At 68.1% G+C, this 24,819-nt stretch carries 22 protein-coding genes; 12 read left to right on the top strand and 10 right to left on the bottom strand.

The genetic code is table 11. From position 1 onward, the window contains the following. The first annotated feature begins 279 nt into the window (after positions 1 to 279). On the top strand, positions 280 to 1,701 hold the full coding sequence (locus F9C11_RS07585) for a M20/M25/M40 family metallo-hydrolase (protein WP_409184176.1): 1,422 nt from the start codon (positions 280 to 282) through the stop codon (positions 1,699 to 1,701). A gap of 45 nt (positions 1,702 to 1,746) precedes the next feature. On the opposite strand, the gene F9C11_RS07590 is transcribed toward F9C11_RS07585, so the two are convergent. Beyond that, positions 1,747 to 2,760 carry an ABC transporter substrate-binding protein gene (locus F9C11_RS07590; RefSeq protein WP_409184177.1) on the bottom strand — a complete coding sequence of 338 codons (1,014 nt, stop codon included), beginning with the start codon at positions 2,758 to 2,760 and terminating at the stop codon, positions 1,747 to 1,749. Between the two features lie 62 nt (positions 2,761 to 2,822). Between F9C11_RS07590 and F9C11_RS07595 the strand changes: the two genes are divergently transcribed. After that, on the top strand, positions 2,823 to 3,839 hold the full coding sequence (locus F9C11_RS07595; protein ID WP_409184178.1) for a FecCD family ABC transporter permease: 1,017 nt from the start codon (positions 2,823 to 2,825) through the stop codon (positions 3,837 to 3,839). Beyond that, positions 3,836 to 4,816, top strand: coding sequence for a FecCD family ABC transporter permease (locus F9C11_RS07600; RefSeq protein ID WP_409184179.1), 981 nt, complete (start codon positions 3,836 to 3,838; stop codon positions 4,814 to 4,816). The genes F9C11_RS07595 and F9C11_RS07600 overlap by 4 nt, the downstream gene beginning before the upstream one ends. Here F9C11_RS07600 and F9C11_RS07605 read toward each other — a convergent pair whose 3' ends face one another. From F9C11_RS07605 to F9C11_RS07615, 3 genes are read right to left on the bottom strand one after another with little or no spacing between them, the layout of a single operon-like run. Beyond that, positions 4,817 to 5,659, bottom strand: coding sequence for a transglutaminase domain-containing protein (locus F9C11_RS07605; RefSeq protein ID WP_409184180.1), 843 nt, complete (start codon positions 5,657 to 5,659; stop codon positions 4,817 to 4,819). It lies immediately after the preceding gene. After that, complete coding sequence (locus F9C11_RS07610) at positions 5,656 to 6,603, bottom strand: alpha-E domain-containing protein (protein ID WP_009085091.1); 948 nt, start codon at positions 6,601 to 6,603, stop codon at positions 5,656 to 5,658. Before F9C11_RS07610 ends, F9C11_RS07605 begins: the two co-directional genes overlap by 4 nt. Positions 6,604 to 6,619: 16 nt before the next feature. Next, on the bottom strand, positions 6,620 to 8,284 hold the full coding sequence (locus F9C11_RS07615; protein ID WP_409184181.1) for a circularly permuted type 2 ATP-grasp protein: 1,665 nt from the start codon (positions 8,282 to 8,284) through the stop codon (positions 6,620 to 6,622). 208 nt (positions 8,285 to 8,492) lie between these two features. Between F9C11_RS07615 and F9C11_RS07620 the strand changes: the two genes are divergently transcribed. From F9C11_RS07620 to F9C11_RS07630, 3 genes are read left to right on the top strand one after another with little or no spacing between them, the layout of a single operon-like run. Then, a complete protein-coding gene (locus tag F9C11_RS07620) occupies positions 8,493 to 9,368 on the top strand; it encodes an ABC transporter substrate-binding protein (protein WP_409186839.1) in 876 nt (291 codons plus the stop codon). Between the two features lie 23 nt (positions 9,369 to 9,391). Then, on the top strand, positions 9,392 to 10,351 hold the full coding sequence (locus F9C11_RS07625; protein ID WP_409184182.1) for an amino acid ABC transporter permease: 960 nt from the start codon (positions 9,392 to 9,394) through the stop codon (positions 10,349 to 10,351). Further along, complete coding sequence (locus F9C11_RS07630; protein WP_409184183.1) at positions 10,348 to 11,121, top strand: amino acid ABC transporter ATP-binding protein; 774 nt, start codon at positions 10,348 to 10,350, stop codon at positions 11,119 to 11,121. The genes F9C11_RS07625 and F9C11_RS07630 overlap by 4 nt, the downstream gene beginning before the upstream one ends. Before the next feature lie 43 nt (positions 11,122 to 11,164). Here F9C11_RS07630 and F9C11_RS07635 read toward each other — a convergent pair whose 3' ends face one another. From F9C11_RS07635 to F9C11_RS07650, 4 genes are read right to left on the bottom strand one after another with little or no spacing between them, the layout of a single operon-like run. Continuing rightward, on the bottom strand, positions 11,165 to 11,905 hold the full coding sequence (locus tag F9C11_RS07635; RefSeq protein WP_409184184.1) for an ESX secretion-associated protein EspG: 741 nt from the start codon (positions 11,903 to 11,905) through the stop codon (positions 11,165 to 11,167). 27 nt (positions 11,906 to 11,932) lie between these two features. Continuing rightward, entirely contained in the window at positions 11,933 to 13,168 is a 1,236-nt protein-coding gene (locus F9C11_RS07640) for a hypothetical protein (RefSeq protein WP_409184185.1), read from the bottom strand. Between the two features lies 1 nt (position 13,169). Continuing rightward, positions 13,170 to 13,778, bottom strand: a complete 609-nt coding sequence (locus F9C11_RS07645) for a DUF3558 domain-containing protein (RefSeq protein WP_409184186.1) — start codon at positions 13,776 to 13,778, stop codon at positions 13,170 to 13,172. Further along, positions 13,765 to 14,286 carry a hypothetical protein gene (locus F9C11_RS07650; RefSeq protein ID WP_409184187.1) on the bottom strand — a complete coding sequence of 174 codons (522 nt, stop codon included), beginning with the start codon at positions 14,284 to 14,286 and terminating at the stop codon, positions 13,765 to 13,767. The genes F9C11_RS07645 and F9C11_RS07650 overlap by 14 nt, the downstream gene beginning before the upstream one ends. Before the next feature lie 257 nt (positions 14,287 to 14,543). Between F9C11_RS07650 and F9C11_RS07655 the strand changes: the two genes are divergently transcribed. After that, positions 14,544 to 16,847, top strand: coding sequence for an oxidoreductase (locus F9C11_RS07655; RefSeq protein ID WP_409184188.1), 2,304 nt, complete (start codon positions 14,544 to 14,546; stop codon positions 16,845 to 16,847). A 362-nt stretch (positions 16,848 to 17,209) separates the two neighbouring features. On the opposite strand, the gene F9C11_RS07660 is transcribed toward F9C11_RS07655, so the two are convergent. After that, positions 17,210 to 17,782, bottom strand: a complete 573-nt coding sequence (locus tag F9C11_RS07660) for a hypothetical protein (RefSeq protein WP_409184189.1) — start codon at positions 17,780 to 17,782, stop codon at positions 17,210 to 17,212. A gap of 169 nt (positions 17,783 to 17,951) precedes the next feature. On the opposite strand from F9C11_RS07660, the gene F9C11_RS07665 reads away from it, so the two are divergent. From F9C11_RS07665 to F9C11_RS07675, 3 genes are read left to right on the top strand one after another with little or no spacing between them, the layout of a single operon-like run. Next, positions 17,952 to 19,781 carry a thioredoxin-like domain-containing protein gene (locus F9C11_RS07665; protein ID WP_409186840.1) on the top strand — a complete coding sequence of 610 codons (1,830 nt, stop codon included), beginning with the start codon at positions 17,952 to 17,954 and terminating at the stop codon, positions 19,779 to 19,781. A gap of 1 nt (position 19,782) precedes the next feature. Then, on the top strand, positions 19,783 to 20,115 hold the full coding sequence (locus tag F9C11_RS07670) for a co-chaperone GroES (protein ID WP_009085068.1): 333 nt from the start codon (positions 19,783 to 19,785) through the stop codon (positions 20,113 to 20,115). Positions 20,116 to 20,139: 24 nt separating this feature from the next. After that, the gene (locus tag F9C11_RS07675) at positions 20,140 to 21,978 is read left to right on the top strand and encodes a VanW family protein (RefSeq protein WP_409184190.1); all 1,839 of its coding nucleotides are present in this window, start codon (positions 20,140 to 20,142) and stop codon (positions 21,976 to 21,978) included. Positions 21,979 to 22,035: 57 nt separating this feature from the next. Here F9C11_RS07675 and F9C11_RS07680 read toward each other — a convergent pair whose 3' ends face one another. Further along, the gene (locus F9C11_RS07680; protein WP_409184191.1) at positions 22,036 to 23,724 is read right to left on the bottom strand and encodes a bifunctional metallophosphatase/5'-nucleotidase; all 1,689 of its coding nucleotides are present in this window, start codon (positions 23,722 to 23,724) and stop codon (positions 22,036 to 22,038) included. 168 nt (positions 23,725 to 23,892) lie between these two features. On the opposite strand from F9C11_RS07680, the gene F9C11_RS07685 reads away from it, so the two are divergent. Beyond that, entirely contained in the window at positions 23,893 to 24,018 is a 126-nt protein-coding gene (locus F9C11_RS07685) for a hypothetical protein (RefSeq protein WP_409184192.1), read from the top strand. 103 nt (positions 24,019 to 24,121) lie between these two features. Further along, positions 24,122 to 24,763 carry a VanZ family protein gene (locus F9C11_RS07690; RefSeq protein ID WP_409184193.1) on the top strand — a complete coding sequence of 214 codons (642 nt, stop codon included), beginning with the start codon at positions 24,122 to 24,124 and terminating at the stop codon, positions 24,761 to 24,763. Positions 24,764 to 24,819: the final 56 nt, after the last annotated feature.

Here is a 24,819-nt window from a genome sequence, read left to right on the forward strand (position 1 = left end):
GGTCCGAGGTACCCCGGTCACCGTCGGCGTTGACGGTTCGTGGCCACATCCTGGCACGAGAATTGCTCCGATGGAGAGCGGCAGTTGCTGATTTGTTGCTGAGAAAACCTCGCTGAACAGGGGAAACGCTTGGAAGCCCGAGGATCGGAGAGGCGATGGTCGGGTACTCAACCGGGGTCCCACCTGCCCTCGTGAGCGCTGATCGCGGTTCTTACCGGGATCAGCACTCACGACGTTCGGTCGCTCCGGTGACGTCGGTCACCGTGGCAAGATGGCGCCGTGGAGCAAAAATCCGTACGCGAATCCGTGGTCTCGACGTGGATCAACGACGTCACGCCGAGCCTGTCCGGTCTGATCGCGATCCCCGCGCTGTCCCCGGCGTTCGACGCGGACTGGGCGTCGACCGGGCATCTCGCCGCCGCCGTCCAGCACGTCAAGAGCTACCTCGAAGGCCGCGACCTGCCCGGCGCGCGGATCGAGGTCGTCGAGCTGGACGGCCGTTCCCCGCTGTTGTTCGTCGACATTCCGGCCACCCTGGGCGCGACGGACAAGGGCACCGTCCTGATGTACGGCCACCTCGACAAGCAGCCCCCGGTCGGCGGCTGGTCCGAGGGCCTCGACCCGTGGACGCCGGTGATCCGCGACGGGCGGCTGTACGGCCGCGGTTCGGTGGACGACGGCTACTCCGGGTACGCGGCCAGCGCCGCGGTGGAAGCGGTGCACGCGGCAGGCGGCGAGCACGCGCGCATCGCGCTGCTGCTGGAAACCGGCGAGGAATCCGGCAGCCCGGACCTGCCCGCGTACCTGGAGCACCTGAGCGCGCGGCTGGGCGAAGTCAGCCTCGTCGTGTGCCTCGACGCGGGCGGCATGGACTACGAGCGGCTGTGGCTCACCACCAGCCTGCGCGGCATGGTGCACCTGACGGTGACCGTCCAGCTGCTCGCCACCGCGCAGCACTCCGGCCTCGCCAGCGGGGTCGTCGCCAGCTCGTTCCGCGTGCTGCGGCAGCTGCTGGAGCGCATCGAGAACGCGGAAACCGGCGAGATCAAGCTGTCCGAGCTGAACGTCGAGGTGCCGGCCAGCCGCCGCGCCGAGATCGAGGCGGTCGCGGAGGTGGCCCCGGAGGCGCTGCGCACCGCGTTCCCGTTGGTGAGCGGCGGAAAGACGGTGTCCGAGGACGCGCTTGAGCTGCTGCTGAACAACTACTGGCGGCCGACGCTGTCGGTCATCGGCGGCGAAGGGCTTCCGAAGCCCGCCGAAGCGGGCAACGTGCTGCGGCAGAGCACCACGCTCACGCTCAGCTTCCGGCTGCCGCCCACGGCGGTCGCGGAAGACGCGCTCGCGGCGATCAAGCGGGCGCTGACCACGGATGTCCCGTACGGCGCGAAGGTCACCATCGCCGAGGACCAGCAGGCGGAGAACGGCTGGAACGCACCGGAAGAAGCCGCGTGGCTGACCGAAGCGCTGCGCCGGGTCGACGACGAGGTGTTCGGCCGTCCGCACCGCGCCGCGGGCATGGGCGGGTCGATCCCGTTCATGGGCCTGCTCGGCGAGAAGTACCCGGAGGCGCAGTTCCTGGTCACCGGCGCGTGCGGCGCGGATTCGAACATCCACGTGCCGGACGAGTGGCTGAACCTGGACTACGCCCAGCAGGTCACCGAAGCGGTGGCGCACCTGTTGGACGCGCACGCCCGCAGCTGACCTTCCCTCGTGAGTGCCTATCGCGGTTCTAACCGGGATAGGCACTCACGAGAGTTTGGCCAGCGCGTCCGCCACGCGGGTCTGCTCCGCCGCGAACCGCTGATACGAGAACGGCGTCTCGTTGTTCCACGGGATCAGCTTGCCCGCCTTCACCGCGGGCAGCTGCTGCCAGGTCGGGACGCCGCCGAGCCCGTCCGGGCCGAGCGACAGCGAACCGCCGCGCGAGTCGTACATGATCACGTCGGCCGAGTACTTGCCGACGTTCTCCCAGCTCACCTGCTCGTAGTAGCCGCCCTGGCTCTCGTCGGGCTTCTCCGGCAGGACGAACTGCATCCCCTTCTCCTGGTAGTGCTTCGAGGTCGCGAACTTCGAAGGGTTGGCCACGTAGACCGTGTCCTTCTGCGCGGACAGCAGCACGACCTTGAGCCCGGCCGTCTTCTTGACCGCCTCGGCGAACTTGGCGTCCGCGGCCTCGTACTTTTCCTTCGCCTGCTGGATTTCCGGCGTCGCGACGTTCGCGCCGAGCGCCTTCGCCAGCGCCTCGAACTTCGCGATCCCCTGCGGCATCGCGATGTCCTGCAGTCCGATGCCGACACTCGGCGCGGCCTTGTCCACCTTGTCCGCCAAGGTGTCCGGCACGTACCACATCTGCTGCTTCAGGTACATCACGCTGACCAGCAGCTGCGGGTTCAGCGAGACGAACTTGTCGAAGTTGAACTCGTTCCACACGTTGCCGAGCGAGGTCACCGAGTTCAGGTCGACGCCGCCGGCCTGCGGGTCGGTCTTGCCGTCCGGCAGCCGCGAGGGGCCGAAGATGCCCACCGATTTCACGCCGAAGTCCCACAGTGCGGCCGCGGCGGTCACCTGTGCGACGATCCGTTGTGGACGCTCGCCGCTGAGCTTGCGGCCGCGGTCGTCGGTGAACGACCACGTCGCGCCACCGCCGGCCGCGGGCTGGTCGTCTTTGTACCCGCAGGCGCTCAGCAGGCCGAGCGTGCCCGCGGCGGCGGTGCCGGCGAGAAAACCGCGGCGGGACAGCCGCGCCGAGGAGAGGGTCATCGGAACTCCGGAGGATCGGGTGAGGTACCGCCTGAGGTTAGCCTTGCCTTAGGGTGAACGCCATGGTCCTGCTTGGGGAGCGCGTCACATCCCGGCGCTGGGGCGTCCGCGCGACAGTCCTGGTCGCGGCGCTCGTCGCCCTCGTCGCGGTGGTGGTGCTGTCCATCGCCTTCGGCTCCAACCGGTTGCCGCTCGGCAGCGTCTGGCACGGGTTGTTCTGCTACAGCGGCACCCTCGAGGACGTGGTGATCCGCGACGACCGGCTGCCGCGGACGCTGCTCGGGCTGGCCGTCGGCGTCGGGCTCGGGCTGGCTGGCGCGCTGCTGCAGGCGATCACACGCAACCCGGTCGCCGACCCCGGCCTGCTCGGCATCAATCACGGCGCGGCGGTCGCGATCGTTCTGGGCGGCGCGGTGTTTTCGGTGACATCGCCGCAGCAGCTGGTGTGGTTCGCCTTCTTCGGCGCGCTGGCCGGAACGGTCCTGGTCACGGTGATCGGCGGCTCGGTGAGCCCGCTGCGGCTGGTGCTCGCGGGTGTCGCGGTGCAGGCCGTGTTCGTCGGGATCAACCAGGGCATGCAGATGATCAACACGCACAGCCTCGACCAGATGCGGTACTGGCTCGTCGGGTCGCTGGTGAACCGGAGCCTCGGCAGCCTCGCCGGGCTGCTGCCGTTCTTCCTGGTCGCGTTGGTACTAGCGGGAGTGCTCGCGCGGCCGCTCAACGCGGTCGCGCTCGGCGACGACAGCGCACGCGGCCTCGGCGCGAATCCGGCGCTGACCCGCGCGGCCGGCATGATCGCGGTCGGCCTGCTGTCGGCGACCGCGACCGCGGCGTGCGGGCCGATCGCCTTCGTCGGGTTGATGATTCCGCACGTCGTGCGCGCGCTGGTCGGCCAAGACGAACGGTGGGTGCTGCCGTTGTCCGCGCTGCTCGGGCCGGTGCTGCTGCTCGGTTGCGACGTCCTCGGCCGGCTGCTCGGCGGAAACGGCGAAATCCAGGTGGGCGTGATGACGGACGTGATCGGCGGCATCGCCTTCGTGATCGTGGCGCGGCGGCTGAAGGCGGTGCGGCGATGAGGACGTGGCTGGTCGTCGGACTGCTGACGCTGGTGGCGGCGGTGCTTTTGGTGCTCGCCGTGGGCACTGGCGATTACGAGATGTCGCCGCTCGAAGTGCTGCAGACGCTCGCCGGATCCGGCACGAAGGCGCAGTACCTGGTGGTCACCGGCCGCCTGCCGCGCGCGTTGGTGGCGATTTTCGTCGGCATCGCGCTCGCGCTGGCGGGCACGGTTTTCCAGACGGTGACCCGGAATCCGCTCGGCAGCCCGGACATCATCGGCTTCACCACCGGCTCGGCGACCGGAGGGATCATGATGATCCTGCTGTTCGGCGCGGGCCCCGGCTTGGTCTCGGTCGGCGCCGTCGCGGGCGGTTTGCTCACTGCTTTGCTGGTCACCGCGCTGTGTGCCCCGCACGGTCTGCTCAGTTCCCGCTTGGTGCTCCTGGGCATCGCGGTGAGCGCGGTGCTGGCCGGGGTGAACGGTTACCTGCTGGTGCAAGCGAAACTCGAGGCCGCGGCACAGGCGGTCGGCTGGCTGACCGGCGATCTGGCGGGCCGCGACTGGAACTACTTCATCCCGCTGTGCGTGGCTGTTCTGGTGCTCGCGCCGTTCCTCTTCGTGCACCAGCCCGCACTGCGAATGCTGGAAATGGGCGACGACGCGGCAGTCGCGGTCGGGGTCGCCGTACCGCGAGTGCGTGCGGTGGTCCTGTTGGCGGCGGTCGCACTGGCCGCCGCCGCGACCGCCGCGGCCGGACCGATCCCGTTCGTCGCCCTCGCCGCACCGCAACTCGCGCGCCGCCTGACCCGCCGCCCGGGACCGAACCTGCTGGCCTCCGCGGCGATGGGCGCGGTGCTGGTGCTGGCGGCGGACTTCGTGGGCCAGCGGGTGCTGGACGCTTCACTGCTGCCGGTGGGCGTGGTCGCGGCCGCTTTGGGTGGCGGGTACTTGTTGTGGCTGCTGGCGGTTTCCCGCCGTCGCCAGACCGCGTGACTACGCCATCCGCGTCAGTTCCACCGAAACATCCAAAGTGGACTGACTAGCCCCGGTGAAGATCCCCTTCAACGGAGCCACATCCGCGTAATCGCGCCCAGTAGCGACCCACACGTGCCGCGGGCCGACCGGGATCGCGTTCGTTGGGTCGTGCGCCCACCAGCCGCCGGTCCACACGTCGACCCAGGCGTGGCTTTCGCCCTCTACCTTCTCGCCGAGTTTGGCCTCCGGCTTGGTGTGCAGGTATCCCGAGCAGTACCGCGCCGGGATGCCGATCGCCCGCAGCATCACCAGCGACACGTGCGCGAAGTCCTGGCACACCCCCTCGCGCGCCCGCCACGCGTCGGTCGCCGTGCTGTGCACCCCAGTGGTTCCGGGCTGGTATTTCAACTGCTCGTTCACCCAGCCGCAGATCGCGAGCACCGCGTCCGCTGGGTCGAGGCCCTTCCGCAGCGCACGGGCCTGTTTGGACAGTTCCTGGTCGTTCGGCGTGTACGGAGTCGGGGTCAAAAACTCCGTGCGCTGATCGCGGACGGACTCGCTCTGCAGGTCCTTCCACGTCGCCGAACGCACCGGTTCCGCTTCGTCGGCGGTCTCCACCACGGAAGTCGCGAGCACGGTGAACTCGGTGTGCGGCGCGTGCAAGTCGAACGACGTGACGTCGGTGCCCCAGTAATCGGTGTAGCGATAGGCCCGGGTGGCCGGCGACGTTTCGATGCGAGTGGCCAAAGTGGTCTGCCGCCGGTCCGAACGCGGGGTGAGGCGCGCTTCGTTGTACGACTGGGTGGCCGGCGTCGCGTACCGGTAGCCGGTCCGGTGCGTCACCCGCAATTGCCAGCTCACAGGGACACCTCCGCACCGCTCCACGCCACCCACGGCGACGTGTGGAAGTACTGAATGGACACTGCTTCCCCGACTTCCTTGATCGCTTCCTGCAGCCCGCGCAGCCGCCGCGGCAGGTCGTCCAGCAGTGCCGCGGGGTGGAGGAATTCCAGCTCGCTGCGGGCCCGGCCGAGCAGCCGGACGGCCTCGGACTTTTCGTTGCCCCGAGCGTTGATTCCCGGATCGAGCTGGCGTAAACAATCCTCTGCCTGACGCAGCGCGTGGAACACCGAACGCGGGAAAAGCGTGTCCCTCAGCAGGAATTGCACGACGCGTGCCGCGTCAAGTGCGCCGCGGTTGGTGCGCAGGTAGGTGTCCTGCGCGCCCGCTGAGCGAAGCACGGTCATCCACCCCGGCGACGAAGCGCGGTCGGACACCCGCGAAAGCAGCAGCCGCACCACCATGTCCGCGCGTTCGACCGATCGGCCGAGCACCAGGAACAACCAGCCGTCGTCGCGGCTCATCGTGGAATCGGCGAGCCCGGCGAACATCGCCGCGCGCTCCTCCACAAAGGACAGAAACGCGTGCGGTCCGGCGCGGCGGGCGTACCGCTGCCGGTCCGGCACCGCGTTCCACGTCGCGTTCAGGCATTCCCACAGTTCGGTCGAAACGACCTCGCGTGCGCCGCGGGTATTCTCGCGGGCGGAGTTGATCGAGCCGACGATGGACGACGGATTGTCCTTCGCGTAAGCGACCAGCTCGGTCAGCTTCCACACGTCGAGCGCGTCGCCCGCGTCGAACGGAATGCCGAGCACGGCGAGCAGCTGACGGCTGACGTGGTCCGGATCGACGCTCGCGTCTTCCAGCAGCTGATGCACCGAGACGTTGAGGATGCGGGAGGTGTCGTCGGCGCGTTCGACGTAACGGCCGATCCAGTACAGCGACTCCGCGTTGCGGGCCAGCATCATGGATTTCCCTCCCTCAGCTCTGCTGCTGCTGTTGTTGCTGCTGCTGCGACGTGGACAGCTCCGGACCCTGTTCCGCGGCCACACCGTCCACAACGGACACCTCGCCGAGCGCGGGCCGGTCAAGTTCCTGCTCCGACGTCGAGGACCGCGAAGCGAGCACCCAGGTGTCCTTCGAACCGCCGCCCTGCGACGAGTTCACCACGAGACTGCCCTCGGGCAGCGCGACCCGGGTCAACCCGCCGGGCAGCACGAAAATGTCCTTCCCGTCGTTGACCGCGAACGGCCGCAGGTCCACATGCCGCGGCGCGAGCCGATCGTCCACCTTGGACGGAACGGTCGACAGCTGCACTACCGGCTGCGCGATCCAGCCGCGCCGGTTCGCACGCACCTTGCGGCGCAACGCGTCGAGTTCCTTTTTGGACGCTTCCGGCCCGAAGACGATGCCGTACCCGCCGGAACCCTCGACGGGTTTGATCACCAATTCGTCGGCGTGCTGCATGACGTGGTCGAACTCGTCGGGCAGCCAGCAGCGGAAGGTGTCCACATTGGGCAGGATGGGTTTCTCGTTCAGGTAGTAGCGCACCATTTCCGGCACGTAGGTGTAGACGAGCTTGTCGTCGCCGACGCCGTTGCCGACCGCGTTCGCCACCACCACGTTGCCCGCGCGGGCGGCGTTGAGGATCCCGGCGACGCCGAGCACCGAATCCGGCCGGTGGTGCACCGGGTCGAGGAATTCGTCGTCGATCCGCCGGTAGATCACGTCGACCTGGCGTTCGCCCTCGGTGGTGCGCAGGTAGACCACGTTGTCGCGGCAGAACATGTCGCGGCCCTCGACCAGCTCCACGCCCATCAGCCGGGCGAGCAGCGAATGCTCGAAGTACGCCGAGTTGTAGACGCCCGGGGTGAGCACGACGACCATCGGGTCGGCGACGTTCGGCGCGGCCGCCGCTCGCAGTGCGCGAAGCAGATGTGACGCGTAGTCACCGACCGGCCGGACCCGGTGTCGCGCGAACAGGTCCGGGAACACGCGCGCCATCGTGCGGCGGTTCTCCATCACGTACGACACGCCGGAGGGGTTGCGGAGATTGTCCTCCAGTACGCGAAAGGTGCCCTCTTCGCCGCGCACGAGGTCCACTCCGGACACGTGGATCCGCACGCCGTTGGGCGGTTTGATCCCGTACGCCTCGCGGTGGAAGTGCTCGCACGAGGTGATCAGCCTGCGCGGGAGCACGCCGTCGCGCAGGATCTGCCGGTCGCCGTAGACGTCGGCGAGGAACGCCTCCAGCGCGCGGACCCGCTGGGTCACGCCGCGTTCGAGCCGGGACCATTCGGTCGCCTGGATGACGCGGGGCACGAGGTCGAGCGGGAACGGCCGCTCCTGGCCGGACAGCGAGAACGTGATCCCCTGGTCCACCATCGCCCGGTCCAGCGCCTGCGAGCGGTTGGTGAGGTCGCTGGCGTCGAGCGCGGCGAGCGAGCCGTACAGCGCGCGGTACGGGGCGCGGACCGTGCCGTCGGGCGCGAACATCTCGTCGTACGCGCCGGCGTGCGGACGCTCCGGGGCGAGGTATCCGTCGAACTGCGCGCCGGGCCGGGCCGTGCGGCGGCCGTTCACCGTTCGCGCACGTCGACCGGCTGGCGGCAGCCGGGGTCCGGGGTTGCTGTTCATGGGGGACATCCTGACTTACCGTGCGCGGCGGCCGGGACACCCGTCTTCCGGCAAGTCTTGTGCGAAACTTCCCCGTGACGCATCAGTGCTGTGCATACCCGCTTACGAGTGGCAATATGCCAGCTCTCAGCCCTTGAGAACTACGAGGAGTGACGAAGTGGCCCGAGGACAGCAAGTGAAGGCACTCGCCCTTCTCCCCGCTTTCGCGCTGGTCGGCATGACGATGGCGTGCGGCGCGGGCGGCAACGGCTCTGGCGGCACCGACGCGGGTTCCAGCCAGGCTCCCGGCGGCACGGAAAGCGCGCCGACCGCGCAGAAGGACGCGGCACTGGCCGCGCAGGTGCCCGCTGAGATCAAGGCCGACGGCAAGATCGTGATCGGCCAGGACCAGACCTACCCGCCGAACGAATTCGTCGAGAACGGCAAGGCGACCGGCTTCGACGTCGACCTCGCCACCGCGGTCGGCCAGGTGCTCGGCGTGCAGACGGAGTTCCAGAACTCGGCGTTCGACGGCATCATTCCCGGTATTTCGGCGAAGAAGTACGAAATGGGCATCTCGTCGTTCACGATCAACGCCGAGCGGATGCAGACCGTCGACATGATCTCGTACTACAGCGCGGGCACCTCGCTCGCGGTGCTCAAGGGCAATCCGGACAAACTGTCGGTGGACGACCTGTGCGGTAAGAATGTGGCCGTGCAGAAGGGCACCACGCAGGTCGACGACCTCGGCAAGCGCAACACCGCGTGCACCAAGGCGGGCAAGCAGCCGATCAACATCACGCAGTTCCAGGCGCAGACCGACGTGAACCTGGCGCTGACCGCGAAGCGCGTGCAGGCCGAACTGGCCGACTCGCCGGTGATCGACTACGCGGTGAAGCAGACCGGCGGCCAGCTGGAGTCCGCGGGCGCGCCGTACGACACCGCGCCGTACGGGATCGTGCTGCCGAAGGGCAGCGGCGACTTCGCCAAGGCGGTGCAGGGCGCGGTGCAGAAGCTCATCGACACCGGAATCTACAAGAAGATCCTGGACAAGTGGGGTCTGTCCGGTTCCGGCGCCATCACCAAGTCGGAGATCAACCCGTCCGCTTCCTGAAGAAACTGAGGACGTAGTCACTCGTGTCCACTTCCCCCGGCCCCGCCGATTCCTGGCAGGAGGTCGACACCACCCCGATCAAGGCGGTCCCGGTCCGGCATTACGGACGCTGGATCGCCGGCGTGATCATCGTGTTCGTCGCGTTCATCGTGATCCGCAGCGTCGTCACGAATTCCGCGTTGCAGTGGCCGGTCGTCGGCGAGTACCTCTTCGACAACCGGATTCTCAACGGCGTGCGGAACACGTTGCTGCTCACGGTGATCTCGATGATCATCGGCATTGTCGGCGGCGTGCTGCTCGCGGTGATGCGGCTGTCGCCGAACCCGCTGATGTCGGGTGCGGCGTCGGTGTACATCTGGCTGTTCCGCGGCACGCCGTTGATCACTCAGCTGGTGATTTGGAACTTCCTGGCGCTGGCGTATTCGAGGATCGGCCTGGGCATTCCGTTCGGGCCGACCTTCATCAGCTGGGACACGAACACGCTGATCACCCAATTCGTCGCGTCGTTGCTCGGCCTGGGCCTGAACGAAGCGGCGTACATGGCGGAAATCGTCCGCGGCGGTATTCAGTCCGTGGACAGCGGCCAGCTGGAAGCGTCGTCCGCGCTGGGCATGAGCCGGGGCAAGACGCTGCGCCGGATCATCCTGCCGCAGGCGATGCGGGTGATCATCCCGCCCACCGGCAACGAGACCATTTCGATGTTGAAGACCACGTCGCTGGTCGTCGTCATCGGGTACTTCGAGCTGATGGTGTCGGCACAGACGATTTATTCGCAGAACTACAAAACGGTTCCGCTGCTGATCGTGGCGGCGACGTGGTATCTGTTCATGACGTCGGTGCTGACGGTCGTGCAGTTTTACATCGAGCGGTATTTCGCCAGGGGCACTTCCCGGGCGATCGCGCAGAAGAACAGGTGGGGAGCGCGAATGCTGGGCTACCGCTTCGGCCGCGGCGGTGCCGGGAGCGGGGGTGCTTCGCGATGACTCCCGTTGTTTCCGCACAGAAGGTGTGCAAGAGCTTCGGCTCGCTCGACGTGCTGAAGGGCATCGACCTGGAAGTGCAGGAGCGAGAGGTGCTCTGCCTGATCGGCCCGTCCGGTTCCGGCAAGTCCACCCTGCTGCGCTGCATCAACCACCTGGAGAAAATCGACGCGGGCCGGCTTTATGTCGACGGGGTGCTGGTCGGCTACCGCGAACGCGGCGGCCGCTTGCACGAGCTGCGGGACAAGGAAATCGCCGAGCAGCGCAAGAACATCGGCATGGTGTTCCAGCGATTCAATTTATTCCCGCACATGACGGCTTTGGAAAACGTCATGGAAGCCCCGATCCAGGTCCGCCGCGAGCCTCGGGGCCAGGTACGGGAACGGGCTCTGGAATTGCTGGACCGAGTCGGTCTGGCGGATAAGGCCCGTTCCTACCCCGGTCAGCTTTCCGGCGGCCAGCAGCAACGGGTGGCCATCGCGCGAGCGCTGGCGATGCAGCCGAAGCTGATGCTCTTCGACGAGCCGACGTCCGCTTTGGACCCGGAGTTGGTCGGGGATGTATTGGGCGTCATGCGCCAACTGGCCAAGGACGGCATGACGATGGTCGTGGTAACCCACGAAATGCAGTTCGCCCGCGAAGTAGCCGACAAGGTCTTCTTCATGGACGGCGGCGTTGTCGTGGAGTCCGGGTCTCCGGAAGAGGTTATCGGGGACCCGAAGCATGAACGGACGAAGGCGTTTTTGGCCCGGGTGTTGAACCCGAACGCTTGAGTTTTCGCTGGGGCCGCCCGGAGTTATCTCCGGGCGGCCCTTTTTAACGCCGCAGCTCGTTCTCCAGCTGCTGCACCTTCTTCGCCATCTCCTGCGGCCCCGCCCCGGCCAAGCTGATCCATCCGGACTTGTCCACCCCGAACAGAATCCGTCCCTCCTCCATATCCGCCCATCCCGGCGGATTCTCGTTGCGCCGCCGCTTCCCCCGGCTGTCCCGAACCGCGACGTACAGCCGCCCGAAGTACGTATGCGGCTTCTCGAGCCACTGCAGCACCTGCTTGGCGTCGCGAATACTCGGACTGGTCCGCCCCGTGTTCTGCCCGCTTTTGACCAGGTTCAGATCCTCGTCGGAACAGTTAAGCGACAGAACCCGCGCAGCCGGAGCCTCCGGCAGCAGCCCGATGAACTCGCGAACCAACGTATCCGCCGAACACGGCGCGATATACAGCTTCTGGTTCACCGCAACCACAGTCGCCGCGTCCCGCCCACTCGCCGCGGCACGCACCGTCCGCTCGCCACGCTCCGATTTGACCCACGAGTAGTACTCGACGCCCGGACGCTGCAGCAAATGCATTGTCTCGACGAATTCGTCGCTAAGCCGGCCACGCTGCATCAGCCCGACATTGTGCAACTCGCGATCCGTGTCGGCCGCCAGCTGCCGCCGCTCCTCCGGCGAGTACCACAAAGCGCCGCGAACCAGCGTCGGGTGAATGTCGCCGAGATTCAGCCTTTCCAGCAGCACCTCGAAGGTCTGCAGGCTCAGCTCAACGGGCTTGCGCAGCACCGCTTTCCCTCCCCCTTGGCCATTCCGCTAAGCCCCGATAACCGGCGGCGTCGGCCGATTGCCGTCGTAACCCCCGAAAATCGAATCCGGGTCCTCTTCGGCCAGCAGGATCTTGCGCTGGTGTTCCTCGTCCTCGGGCCCTTTGCCGCCCTTGCCGCCGCCACCCATGCCGCCCATGCCGGGCTGGCCTTTCGCCCCAGCGGCACCAGCCCCGCCCATCCCAGGCCGAGCCGCACCCTCGCCGAACGCACCGGCACCAGTACCACCGCCAACACCTCGCGGTCCGGCACCGCCGCCGCCCGCACTGCCCGCGCCACCGGACCCGGACCCACCCGGGCCGAATCCGCCGCCGCCACCGCTGGTGGGCCCGAATCCGCCAAACCCGCCGACCGGCCCGAACCCGCCGCTCATCCCGCCAGGATTCCCGCCAGGATTTCCGCCACCCGGCACCGTAGCCGGAGGCTGCCACGTCGGCGGCGGAGTAGGCGGAGTGGGATCGGCCCAAGCCGCCCGAGTGCTGTCATTCGGCGGAGACACAGGAGGAGCCCCGACCCCACCGTGCCCGGGCGGAGGAGGAGCCGGCATGCCCGCGGCCCCCGGAGGAGCGGAGTAGGTGCTGGGCCCGCTGCTGTAGTTGTTCGAGGAACCGCCGCCGTAGTTGTGAGACGAACCGCCCGCTGAATGGTGACCGACTCCGGAACCGATCCGCCCGGTGGCAGGTCCTGTTCCGGAGTCGGTCGGGGTGATTTCGCTCGCGGAAACGTTCGGGTCGTGCGCCGACGGATAGCCGGCCGGAAGGAATGAGATACGAGGATTTGTGGAAACCTCGTAGTTCGTGTACTGCTCGACGTTGATCTTTGTGTCGTAATCGAACTGAGCGGCCGCTTTTTCGTCGTCGCTAGCGCCGAGTGAAACGTAATCGCTTAATTTCTGATCGTCGGGGCGCGAGTCGGCGACCGGGCGTACTGAGTTCTTCGTCGTAGTGAAGGACGCCGACTGGTCGGCCATCGACTGCTGGGTTCGGTCGAGGTTTTGCGCCGCGATTTGAGAGGCCTGAATGAGAGGGTTCAAGCCCTGCTTGGCACCGTCGGCGGCAGTCCCCTTCCAGAAAGAATCAAGTGCCTTCTGGCTGTTGGCCAGCATTTTGCCGAGGTTCTCGTGCACGCCTTTGAGTTCTTCGGCGGCAGTGCGGCTGTTGTCGAGGCTCGACGTGTCGCCCGGACTGTGCATCAGCTTGTAGATGTCTGCACCGGTGTAAGCCATGTCATTTCGCCTTGAGACTGGTGATAGCCGCGGACGCGAGCTTGGTCGCCAGCGCGCACGGATCGGCGACGTTCGGATTCCCGGGCCGCAACTGCGTGTTGACGGCATAGGCCAACCGGTCGTTGATCCCGACCGCGAGCGCACAAGCGCCATCGCCGTTCAGGCCGATGTCGTATACGACCGCGGGGTAGCCCTGGATGGCCGGCTGGACCTCGAATTTCTTCAGCCCGCCTACAGCGTTTCGCTGATAGAGGCCTTGCAGCCCGTTCGCGCCGCTGGCGAGCCCTCCGTTGACTGAACCAGTTCCGTCGGCGAAGATCCAGCCGCAGGTGATGCCGACGGGCGTCGTGTCCACCGCTGTCGTGCGCACCTTGCCGCCGAGTTTCTCGACCTCGCTGGTCGGCAGGGCGGAACAGGGGTCCTTCTCCGCTGCTGAGGTGTTCGTAATCGGGTCCGCGACCTTCGGCGGAGCACTGGCGCTGCTGTTGGCGGTGCCGGAAGAGGGGGACGACGCGGGGGCTGGGGAGCCAGGATTGCTGTTGCAGGCCGAGAGCAGGAGCGCCGCGGCGGTGCCGATGATGACCGGAATGGTTGCTTTAGCGGTGTTCATCAGGCAGGGTCCCAGTCTTCCGTAGGTCGTCCATAGCAGCGTGGTCCTGATTTACGTAGGCGGTGCGCACCTTTTTCAGCGTCTCGAGGTACGACGTGACGTAGTCCACCGCGCCCTTGACGAACTCGTTGTGCGCGACCACGGTTTTCACGGCCGTTGACACATAGTTCGTGCTTACGTGCTCCCCGCCCGGAGGCGTCATGAGGGCCATCATCTGACCGTGGTTCTGCGCCTTGCGAAAGTCGCCGTCCAGGCTGTCTTCCAACTCCTGGATGACCTTGTCCATCGCCTCGGGATTGAAAGTCCAGCCGCCATTGCCCGCCGCGGCCGCGAAGTCCGCTTTCGCCTGGTTGGCGCCCAGCGTCGTGTAGTCCAGGCGCTGGCCGGTCGTGGCCGTCTGCCCGGTCGCGCCCAACGGCAGGGGCGGGCTGCCCGGTGGTAACGGCTGGGTCGGCGCGAGGGCGTCCTTGAGGACAGCCTGGGGGTCCCTGGTGCTTCCGTCTGGCATGTCGTGCCTCCCCGCACGGGCCGCGGTTCCCGGGTGCGGCCTACCCTCTGTTCTTGATCAGCTTCGGCACGTGACCATAGCAGGCACGCGCCGCCCGGGAAGGTGGTTCTCGCAAGATCGCTCGGCCAGTGGAGCACTTCAGTAGTCACCCGCAAGCACTAAGTAACCGCTACCACCCACTACTCCACCCGGCCCCTTGCTCATCCGCCGTTGATCCGATTCCCTGAGGACCGAACGATCGTGGGGAGAAGGGGCTCGTGCCGACCGATACGACCTTGCCGCCGCTTGATCCGTTTGCCGGGGTTCCCGACAAGCGGTATGAGGTGAAGGCCGCGGACCTGCTCAAACCTGGCACCACCGGCATCCTTCGCTGGAGACGGCAGGCCACCAACGCGCCGATCGTGCTGGTCGAGGACGCCTACATCACCGGTACGCTCGATCTGCGCGCCGCCGATCTCAATTTCCTTTTCCAATTCGAGCGGTGCCGGTTCGAGCATCCGCCGGACGTGCGCGAGGCGACTCTTCTCGGGCTCGTTTTCCGGAAATGCTGGCTTCCCGGTCTGCGGGCCCGAAATCTGCGCAGCCGGAATGACCTGCGCCTGATTCGCAGCGTGGTGGAAATCGCGGCGGACGGGTTCGAGCTGGAGACCACCACGGTGCAGCGCGGGGACGATCGCGAGCGCGGCATGCCCAACGCCGCGGTCAATCTCACCGACGCGGTGATCGACGGTTCGGTCGTGCTCACCAGGACCACGATCAAGCATCCGCACGGCAAGGCTATTCAAGGCGACCGCCTGGTGATCACCGGGGCTCTGCTGGCTTATCGGATGGTCGCCGAGGGCGAGGTGCGGCTGCCGGGCATGCGGACCGGCGGTAACGTCAACTTCTCCGGGGCCACGTTCGACAATCCGGATGGCTTCGCGTTCAACGGGAACGGATTGCACATCGGCGGCAGCTTGCTGTGCGAGGTCGACAACTACGGTCCGGCCAGTGAGCGGAAACGGTTCTCCGCCAAGGGAGTTCTCTACCTCCCAAGCGCCACTGTGGACAGTGACATCGTCCTGCGCGAGGCGCGGCTTCAAGTCGACCAGCGCGGGCCGGTTGTCGTGGACGCCTGGAAATCCGGGGATCCGTACCTCGATCCGCGGCCGGCGTTGGTCGCGGATCGGCTGAAGGTCGACGGCAATCTCGAATTGTCCGACGGGCTGCGGGCGTTCGGCACGCTCCGCATGGTCAACGCGCGCATCGGCGGGTCATTGAGGCTCGCGGGCGCGGAAATCACCATGGTGCGCGGCCGCGCGACGCCGTATTACGACCGGGCGCTGCACCTCGACGGGTCCACGATCGGCGGCGACATCGAGGCGACCAACCTTCGCGTGCCGATTGGGCAGCTCCGGCTCGCGGACATCACCGTCGGCGGGAACTTCCTCGCCTGGAATTCGATGTTCCTCCATCCGGGACGGGACGTGTTTTCCGCACGGAGAGCCAAGATCTCCGGCAATTTCCAGCTGACCGACGCCACCCTGAAGGGCACGCTGCGGCTCCAGGGCGCGGAAATCGGCGGCTCGGTAAACATGTTCGGCACGCTGCTGACCGAGCCGGGGCAACGGAAATCCAGCAGCTTCTCCCTCGACATCCGCACCGCGCGGATCGGCCGCGACCTCGTGCTGACCGAGGACAAGGACCGCCCGTTCCTGGCCGAGGGCGGCGTGAACCTCGACGGCGCGCAGATCGCGCGCAGACTCGACATGCACGGTGCCAAGCTGGGATCCCTTGCCCCGCACGGGATCGCGCTCGACGCCAGCGACGTCACGGCGGACGAGTTCGTCCTGTCCCCGGCGGAACCGCCGACTGGCTCGGTGCGGCTGCGCAGGGCGCATTGCGGTGCGCTAGCCGACAACGAAGAGATCTGGAACGCCACCGACGGTCTCGAACTCGAGGATTTCCGTTACGACGCCTTGAAACACGGCATCGCGCTCGACGACGACAAAGCGCTGGACCACCGGATCGAGCTGCTGCGCAAGGCAATGCGCGGCTACCGCCCAGGCCCGTACGACCAGCTCGCCGCGACCCTGCGCGCGGCCGGAAACGAGGAGCACGCCTCCACCGTCGCGCTGAGAAAGCAGCAGTTCCGCTACGAAGCACTCGCCAAGGGCTTCAAGTTCTTCGGCCCCGGCGTCCGCGTCTGGAGCTGGCTGCAGCGGTCGATGGTCGGCTACGGCTTCCGTCCGGTGCGCGCGCTCGGCTGGCTCTTCACGCTGCTGGTGCTCGGCAGCCTGTGGTTCGGCCTCGGCAAGGACGACTGCGTCAACGACCGCACCGGCCGCTACATGACCAGCGGGCCGCGCTGCCTGGTCAACCAGCAGGACTCCGGTCTGCAATGGAACCCGGTCATCTACACGGCCGACCTGCTGGTGCCGATCGTCGACTTCGGCAACAAGTCGCGCTGGTACATGCACGGTGCGGACAACTGGGTGGCGGCCGGCTTCACCGCGTCCGGCTGGATCCTCGCGACCACGGTCGCGGCGGGCGTAAGCCGGATGCTGCGGAGGGAGTCTTGAATTTTTGGCGCCGGCGGAGCCGGCGCGGCGGGATCGCCTTCAAGTCGGCGTCTGGCGGGAACGACGCACCCGGCCCGGGGGCCGTGCACGCCGCTCCCGCCAGACGCCGACGCGATCCCGCGTTCGGGTCGGGTTGGGTGGTGGTCTTTGGCCGGTTTTGGTCAGACCAGGCCTGACGCCGACTTGACTCGAACGGCGGGATCGCGTCGGCGGGTCGGGGAGCAGCGTGCACGGCCCCCCGGGCCGGGTGCGGTGCTCCCCGACCCGCCGACTTAAAGGCGATCCCGCACGCGACGGCGGAGCCGTCGCCACCAAACACAGCGATCCCGCCGCGACGGCGGAGCCGGCGCCAAAGACACCACTCACTCCACGAACCGCGACCAGAACTCCACGACCCGGACGTTCGCGGGTTCCTCCCCCAGCGGTTCCCCGCCGAACTCGTGCCGCAGGTAGCTGCGCAGGTCCCAGCCGTAATAAACCACGTCGGTCTGGTAGACCGACAGCACCGGATACCCGGATTCCCCTGGCGTCGCGGGCAGGTACCGGTGCCCGCACACCGGCACGAGCTGCGGCACCGTCGCTAGGTGCCGGCGGGCGACCGCCAGCGCGTTGCACATCGACCGCGGCCGGGCGCCCCATTCGGGAAGCCACAGGTCGTTGTTCTCCACGTCGTACAGGACGCCGTCGACCGGCCAGTCCAGGCGTTTGCGCAGCTGGTCCGGGTCGCCGTGGCGCCAGTCCGGCCAGCGGTCGCCGACCGGCACGCCCGCGGTGAGGAAAATCCGGTGGTCGTCGGAGAACGTGAACCCGAACTGGTCTTCGACGTCGCTCAGTTCGGCGGGCGTGAGGCCAGGCCGCAAGGGCTCGCCGAGATTCTGCTGCAGGACGCGGGCCTCCTCCACGGTGAAGGCTTCGGCCGGCTGAACGTTTGTCATGCCCGAAGCGTACGTAGCGCCGGGCCGCGTCCGCGCGTCCTTTTTCGCCGGAATGAGCTCCCTCGCCGGGGTGAGGTTCTTCTCTCCAGCCGTGGTTGGCGGAACACTGCGTGACCGGATGTAGTTCACTCCTCCCGTGACTTCCTCACCGCAAGCCCGGCAAGCCCGCGTGCGCGCGCCCGAGCTGACCGGCGACGTCTGGCTCAACACGGGTGGCCGCCGGTTGTCCCTGGCGCAACTGCGCGGACGCGTGGTGCTGCTGGATTTCTGGACCAGCGGCTGCATCAACTGCCTGCACGTGCTCGACGAACTGCGTCCGCTGGAACAGGAATTCGCCGACGTCCTGGTCACCGTCGGGGTGCACTCGCCGAAGTTCAGCCGCGAGGGCGAGCGCACGTCGATCGAGGCCGCGGTGCGCCGGTACGAGGTGCAGCATCCGGTGGTCAACGACCCGAAGATGGAACTCTGGTCGCAGTACGCCGTGCGAGCCTGGCCGACGCTGGTCGTCGTCGACCCCGAGGGCTACGTCGTGCACGTCGCGGCTGGTGAGGGCCACGGCGAGGCGCTACGCCGAGTGATCGCCGACCTCGTCGCCAAACACGAGGCGAAGGGCACCCTCCGCCGCGGCGGCAGCCCGTACGTACCGGTCGAGGAACAGCGCACGGAACTGCGTTTCCCCAGCAAGGCCGTGGTCACCGCGGGCGGGCGGATCCTGGTGGCCGACACCGGGCACCACTCCATCGTCGAGTTCGCCTCGGACGGCGAGACCGTCATCCGCCGCTTCGGCAGCGGCGTGCGCGGGACGCAGGACGGGCCGTTCGACCTGGCCCAGTTCGCCGAACCGGCCGGAATCGCCTTGCTGCCCAACGAGGTCGCCGAGCGCGCCGGGTACCACGCGGTCGTCGCGGACACCGCCGGGCACCGGCTGCGCGGCCTCGACCTCAACACCGGCGAGGTGAAAACCGTTGCCGGGACCGGGAAACAGTGGCGCGACGGCACCGACACCGGCAAGGCGCTGGACATCGACCTCACCAGCCCGTGGGACGTCGCCTGGTGGGCTCCGGCGGGCGGCGTCGTGGTCGCGATGGCCGGAAACCACACGCTGAGCGTGTTCGACCCGGTCGCCGGCTCCATCCGCCGGTTCGCCGGGACCACCGTCGAGGGCCTGCGCGACGGCGACGTGCACGAAGCGTTCTTCGCCCAGACCTCCGGATTCGCCGTGGACGGCCAGAAACTGTGGTTCGTCGACGCGGAAACCTCGGCCCTGCGCTGGATCGAACCGGCGGGCGAGTCGTTCGCCGTGCACACCGCGGTCGGTACCGACCTGTTCACCTTCGGTCACGCCGACGGCCCGGCCGACCAGGCGTTGCTGCAGCATCCGCTCGGCCTCGCCGTGCTGCCCGACGGCCGGGTCGCGATCGCCGACACCTACAACGGCGCGATCCGCCGCTACGACCCCTTCACCCGCGACGTCACGACGCTGGCGACCGGGTTCGCCGAACCGCAGGGCCTGGTGCGCCACGACGGCGAGCTGTACGTCGTGGAATCGGCGGGCAACCGGGTTACCCCGCTCGGGGGCAATGGGCAGGCGACCGCCGTCGCGGGCACGAAGCAAGCCGTGCGGCGTCCGCCGACCGTGCTCGCCCCCGGAGAGATCGAGTTTTCCGTCGTCTTCACCCCGCCGCCGGGCGAGAAGCTCGACGAGCGCTACGGGCCCTCGACGCGGCTGGAGATCACCGCGTCGCCGCCGGAGCTGCTCGCCGACGGGGCCGGGGTCGGAACTGATCTCGTCCGGCGGATCAAGTTCGCCGAAGGAGCGACCGAAGGTGTGTTGCAGGTAGTGGCGCAGGCCGCGAGCTGCGACGACGGCGGCGAGCACCCGGCGTGCCGGATCACCCGGCAGGACTGGGGCGTTCCGGTGCGGTTCGAGAACGGAGGGGGGAAGGCGCTGAGCCTGATGATGGCGGGCGAGCCCAAGGCTCCGGCAACCGGTCAGTAGCATGGCTGGCGTGCCGGACACGCCCAAGCTCGAGATCCAGATGCTGCACGACCGCGTCCTCGTGCGGTTGTCGCAGGAGGAAGGCGAGCGCCGCAGCAGCGGCGGCATCGTGATCCCCGCCACCGCGCAAGTCGCGCGCAGGCTGATGTGGGGTGATGTACTGGGTGTCGGCAACAGCGTGCGGAACGTCAAGCAGGGAGACCGGGTTCTGTTCAACCCGGAGGACCAGCTCGAGGTCGAGATCCAGGGCGAAGGCCATCTGGTGATGCGCGAACGCGACATCCACGCGGTGGCCACGGAGCGGACCGAACACGGCACGGGGCTTTACCTGTAGCTCCCGTACCAGGGGAGGCAGGCGTTGCGTGAAGAAGACCGTTCGTCGGCTTTCGCCGACGACCTGCTGAGCGACGAGCTGCTGAACGACCCCGCCCTGGTCAGGGAACCCGATCTGGCCACGGAGATCTTCGCCGTCGCCGACGCGCCCCCGCCGCCGGACACGCCGTTTCGCCGCTTCCGCAAACGCGTCGGCCGCAGCTTCATGATCGTCGGCTGTCTGCTCGGGCTGTTCGTGCTGCTCTACACCATCGACCTGATGACCAGCGCCGGTGACGTCCCGCGCGGCGTGCAGGTCGCCGGGATCGACGTCGGCGGCCTGTCGTACGCCGAGGCCGAAGCAAAGCTGCACACCGAACTCCAGCCGAGGCTGACGCGTCCGGTGCCGGTCCACGCCGGGGACGTCACCGCGACGCTCGTGCCCGCGGATTCCGGACTCGGGCTCGACTGGCCGGGCACGCTCGCCCAGGCCGGGCATCAGCCGTGGAGCCCGGTCACGCGGCTGCTCTCGTTCTTCACCACCCGCGAGGTCGGCGTCGTGACGCGCAGCGACCAGCTCGAGGTCACCGACGCGGTCCAGCAGCTCGCCGGGAAGCAGCTCAACCATCCGCTGGTCGAGGGCAGCATCGGGTTCACGCCGAAGGAAAACAACGGGGTCACCGCGTACGCGGTCGAGCCGCGCCAGGGCCAGGAGCTGACCGACGTCCCGGCCGCGGTGCAAGCCGTGGTGGCGGACTGGCTTTCGCCGCGCGGGGTCACGGTGAAGATGGCGGTTACCCCGGCCAAAACCACGTCCGCCGACGTGCATCGCTTGCTGGACACCGTGGTCGCGCCCGCGGTCGCCGCGCCGGTCGTGCTGCACGGCGAGGGCAAGGACGCCACGCTGCAGCCGTCCGCGATCGCGTCGTCGTTCCAGTTCCAGCCCAACGGGGGCGGCGGGCTCGAACTGCGGATCGATCAGGAGAAGCTGCGCGCGGCCGTCCAGCCGGACCTGGCGTCCACCGAGGCCAACAGCAAGGACGCGCGGATCAGCCTCGACTCCGGCGTCCCAGCCGTCACGCCGTCCGAAGAGGGGCGAAAGATCAACTGGGCCAACACTTTCAAGACCCTCACCGAGGTGCTCGCCAAGCCGGCCGGCCGCGATTTGCCGGTCGCGTACGACAAGAAGCATCCGACGCTGACCACCGACGACGCGAACGCGCTTGGCGTCAAGGAGGTCATCGGCGAGTACACCACCGGCGGGCTCAGCGGCCCGGCCGCGGACAACGTCGCCACGCTCGCCGGCCGCATCAACGGGGTCGTCGTGAAACCGGGAGAATCGTTCAGCCTCAACGACTATCGCGGCGGCGGGTACGCGTCCGCCCCGGTCGACGAGGACGGCACCGGCCCGGCGGTGCCTGGCGGCGGGCTGTCGCAGCTTTCGTCCACTTTGTACAACGCGGCCTACCTGGCTGGCCTAGGCGACGGCGGCCACGCGGCGCACGACCACTTCCTCAACCGCTACCCGGCGGGCCGCGACGCGGTGGCGGTGGACAGTTCCGGCAACGCCGTGGACCTCAAGCTGGCCAACAACGATCCGACCGGGTTCGCGATCCAGGCGAGCGTCAGCGGCGGTTCGGTGACGGTGAAGATCTGGGGTACCAAGCACTTCCGGGTCGAAGGCCGCAGCGGTGCGCCGTCGAACCAGGTACCGCCGCCGGTGCAGGTCGGACCCGGTCCGGACGGCCAGTGTCATGCGTCGCCGGGCGCGTCCGGGTTCACCGTCAGCGACACCCGGGTGTTCTACGACCTGGCCAGCGGCGCCGAGGTCCGCGAGGAAAGCCGCAGCACGACGTACTCGCCGCAGCCGATCGTCCTGTGCTGAGCCGCGAAAGGCCGTGAGGGGAACTCCGCGGGATGAGAGCCCCCTCACGGGCTTCGCTTACGGAGTCGCGGTGATCCGGTCCGCCGGCGGCGGAGCGATGCCCGGATGCGCGCCGAGGTAGGCGATGAACGCGTCGAGGTCCACCGGCCCGCCCGCGAGGTCGGTGCCCTTCTTGAACTCGGTGAACCCGTCGCCGCCCGCGGCGAGGAAGTTGTTCACCGACACCCGGTACTTGGCGGCCGGGTCGACCGGCGTGCCGTTGACCGTGAGGTTCGAGACCCGCGAGCCGACCGGAGCCGCCGCCGAGTACGTGTAGTGCAGCGACTTCGAGATCTGCAGGATCTTGGTGCCGCCGGACTGGCCCCACTGCTGTTCCAGCACGTTCTTCAGGTTCGCGCCGGTGAGCGTGATCGTCTGCATGATGTTCGAGAACGGCTGCACGGTGAACGCCTCGCCGTAGGTGACGACGCCGTCGCCTTCCCCGGCCGACGACGACTTGTACGTCAGGTCCGCGCGGATACCGCCCGGGTTCGTCATCGCGATCACCGCGTTGTTGGACTTGGTCGCTTCGAGCTGGGCGTCGGCGATCACGTCGCCGAGCGGCGATTCACCGGACGGCCCGCCCGCCGCGGGCAGGTCCGCGGTGATGGTGCCGACCTGCTTGTTCGCGATCGGCGCCGCTTTCGTCTTGGCCTCGTCGACGAGCTTCGTCACGGCCGGGTCCGGCGTGACGTCGCGGGTGACGATCTCGTTGTGCGCCTTGGTCTGCGCCCGGACGACGTCGCGCGTGCGGCGGTCGATCTTCAGGTCCACCACCGAAAGCAGCCGGCCGAACGACGCGCCCTGGATCACCGGACGCGGCTGGCCGGCCGGGTCGTTGAGGACGCAGTTGTACTGCTGGTGGCTGTGCGCGGTGAAGATCGCGTCGACCTTCGGGGTCACGTTCTTCGCGATGGTCGCGGCGGCCCCGTCCGGCTGGACCTTGCAGTCGTTCGGGCCCGCGCCGGGCAGCGCCTCGTCGCCCTGGTGCAGCAGCACGACCTGGGCTTTCACGCCGAGCCGGTCGAGGATGTTCGCGGTGCGGTCGATCGCCTCGACCTCGTCGCCGAACTTGAGGCCCTTGATCGCTTCCGGGGTCACGACCGACGGCAGGTCCTTGAGCGTCGCGCCGATGACGCCGACCGGGACGCCGCCGGAGTACTGGATGCTGAACGGCAGCAGCGCGGGCAGCCCGTTGTCGAAGTACGCATTGGACCCGAGCAGCGGGAAGCGCGCGCCGTCGTAGCTCTTGCGGAACTGGCAGCCGTCGGTCTTGTTGCAGCCGCCGAACTGCATGCGCAGCAGTTCCTGGTAGCCCTCGTCGAACTCGTGGTTGCCCACCACGGACGCCTTCACGCCGAGTTCGTTGAGGAAGTCCATGGTCGGTTCGTCGTGGAACAGCGCCGAGATCACCGGCGACGCACCGATGTTGTCGCCCGAGGACAGCACCATCGAATTGCGCACCTGCGCCTCGAGCTGCTTGACGTGCGTCGAGAGGTAGGCCGCGCCGCCCGCGTCCACCTTGGACCCGTCCGGGAGCGTGATCTTCCCGCCCGACCCGGACGGCGGTTCGAGGTTCCCGTGCAGGTCGTTGAACGCGATGATCCGGACGTCGGTGGTTTGTGCGGCCTCGGCGGGCGCGCTCGTGCCGGCCACGGCGGCCAGTGCGGCCGCGGCGGTGGCCGCGAGCCGGGTGAAGAGCTTCATGTTTCCTCCGGGGTTCGCGTCCGCTTGACCCCTGATGCGGACGCCCGGCGAAGCAGTCTGCCCAAATCGGACCGCGCTGACCAGGGCAGAACGGCCGGTGCCGGATGAAAGTTTCGGTAACGTTCGCCTCCCCCGCGCCGATTGTGCGTTGGGCACCGAGGGGGACAAATGGAACTGCAGCTCGTCGTGCTCACGCTCGCCGTGGTGGTTTTGCTGATCGCCGGCACCGTCTTCGCGGCCTGGCGTTCGGAGCGGGTGGACCGGGACGACGAACCGCCCTCGCGCGACGGCTGACCGATCGGTCGGCGGGTACTCGGCCATCTGGCCGACCCCGGCCTCGGCGGCTCCGGCTCTTCGACCGAAGTGCCGCGGCGGCAAGATCAATAGCGTTCTTGCCATGACGAACGCACAGGTCACCGCCCTGCAGTACGGGTTCATCGGGTTCCTCGCCGTCTGGGCGACGATCCTGGTCCCGCAGCTCGTGCTCCAGTTCGCGCGCTACGGCCGCCCGCAGCCGCGCAGCCTGGTGACCACGGCGGCAGTCGTGTTCTACGCGTGCATGGCGCTGGCGGTCGTCTTCCTGCCGCTGCCCGGCCCGCACAGCAGGCGGCTGGAGCAGACCGTGCAGCTGGAGCCGTTCCAGTGGATCGCGGACATCCACACCGAGCTGGTGAAACACGGCCTCTCGGCGGCGGAGTGGTTCACCACCCAGACCTTCCAGCAGGCCGCGATGAACGTGCTTCTGTTCGTCCCGCTCGGCTTCTTCGCCCGGGTGCTGTGGCGACGCGGTCTGGTCGGCGCGCTGGCGATCGGCTTCGCGGCCTCACTGGCCGTCGAGATCACCCAGCTCACGGCGAACTTCGGGACCGCGCCGTTCGTCTACCGGATCTTCGACGTCGACGACCTCATGACCAACACCTTCGGCTCCGGCCTCGGCTGGCTGGCCGGCGCGCTGCTGCTCGCTCTCCGGCCGGTCTCTTCAACCCTCCGCGCGGAGCCTGCCCGGAGCGAGCGGATCGACCTCGCCAAGACGCGCTAACCGGGCGCGCCTCGCGATCGCGGCTTGGCGCGCCGCGCGGCGGTCTTCCAGGATCA

Origin of the sequence: Amycolatopsis sp. VS8301801F10 (genome assembly GCF_046195355.1) — a bacterium.
Classification (GTDB): domain Bacteria; phylum Actinomycetota; class Actinomycetes; order Mycobacteriales; family Pseudonocardiaceae; genus Amycolatopsis.

Excerpts from the sequence above, each read along its gene's own strand:
- F9C11_RS07590 (WP_409184177.1), bottom strand. The coding sequence starts at position 2,760 with ATGACCCTCTCCTCGGCGCGGCTGTCCCGCCGCGGTTTTCTCGCCGGC.
- F9C11_RS07595 (WP_409184178.1), top strand. The coding sequence starts at position 2,823 with ATGGTCCTGCTTGGGGAGCGCGTCACATCCCGGCGCTGGGGCGTCCGC.
- F9C11_RS07600 (WP_409184179.1), top strand. The coding sequence starts at position 3,836 with ATGAGGACGTGGCTGGTCGTCGGACTGCTGACGCTGGTGGCGGCGGTG.
- F9C11_RS07610 (WP_009085091.1), bottom strand. The coding sequence starts at position 6,603 with ATGCTGGCCCGCAACGCGGAGTCGCTGTACTGGATCGGCCGTTACGTC.
- F9C11_RS07615 (WP_409184181.1), bottom strand. The coding sequence starts at position 8,284 with ATGTCCCCCATGAACAGCAACCCCGGACCCCGGCTGCCGCCAGCCGGT.
- F9C11_RS07620 (WP_409186839.1), top strand. The coding sequence starts at position 8,493 with ATGACGATGGCGTGCGGCGCGGGCGGCAACGGCTCTGGCGGCACCGAC.
- F9C11_RS07630 (WP_409184183.1), top strand. The coding sequence starts at position 10,348 with ATGACTCCCGTTGTTTCCGCACAGAAGGTGTGCAAGAGCTTCGGCTCG.
- F9C11_RS07640 (WP_409184185.1), bottom strand. The coding sequence starts at position 13,168 with ATGGCTTACACCGGTGCAGACATCTACAAGCTGATGCACAGTCCGGGC.
- F9C11_RS07645 (WP_409184186.1), bottom strand. The coding sequence starts at position 13,778 with ATGAACACCGCTAAAGCAACCATTCCGGTCATCATCGGCACCGCCGCG.
- F9C11_RS07650 (WP_409184187.1), bottom strand. The coding sequence starts at position 14,286 with ATGCCAGACGGAAGCACCAGGGACCCCCAGGCTGTCCTCAAGGACGCC.
- F9C11_RS07660 (WP_409184189.1), bottom strand. The coding sequence starts at position 17,782 with ATGACAAACGTTCAGCCGGCCGAAGCCTTCACCGTGGAGGAGGCCCGC.
- F9C11_RS07670 (WP_009085068.1), top strand. The coding sequence starts at position 19,783 with ATGGCTGGCGTGCCGGACACGCCCAAGCTCGAGATCCAGATGCTGCAC.
- F9C11_RS07680 (WP_409184191.1), bottom strand. The coding sequence starts at position 23,724 with ATGAAGCTCTTCACCCGGCTCGCGGCCACCGCCGCGGCCGCACTGGCC.
- F9C11_RS07685 (WP_409184192.1), top strand. The coding sequence starts at position 23,893 with ATGGAACTGCAGCTCGTCGTGCTCACGCTCGCCGTGGTGGTTTTGCTG.
- F9C11_RS07690 (WP_409184193.1), top strand. The coding sequence starts at position 24,122 with ATGACGAACGCACAGGTCACCGCCCTGCAGTACGGGTTCATCGGGTTC.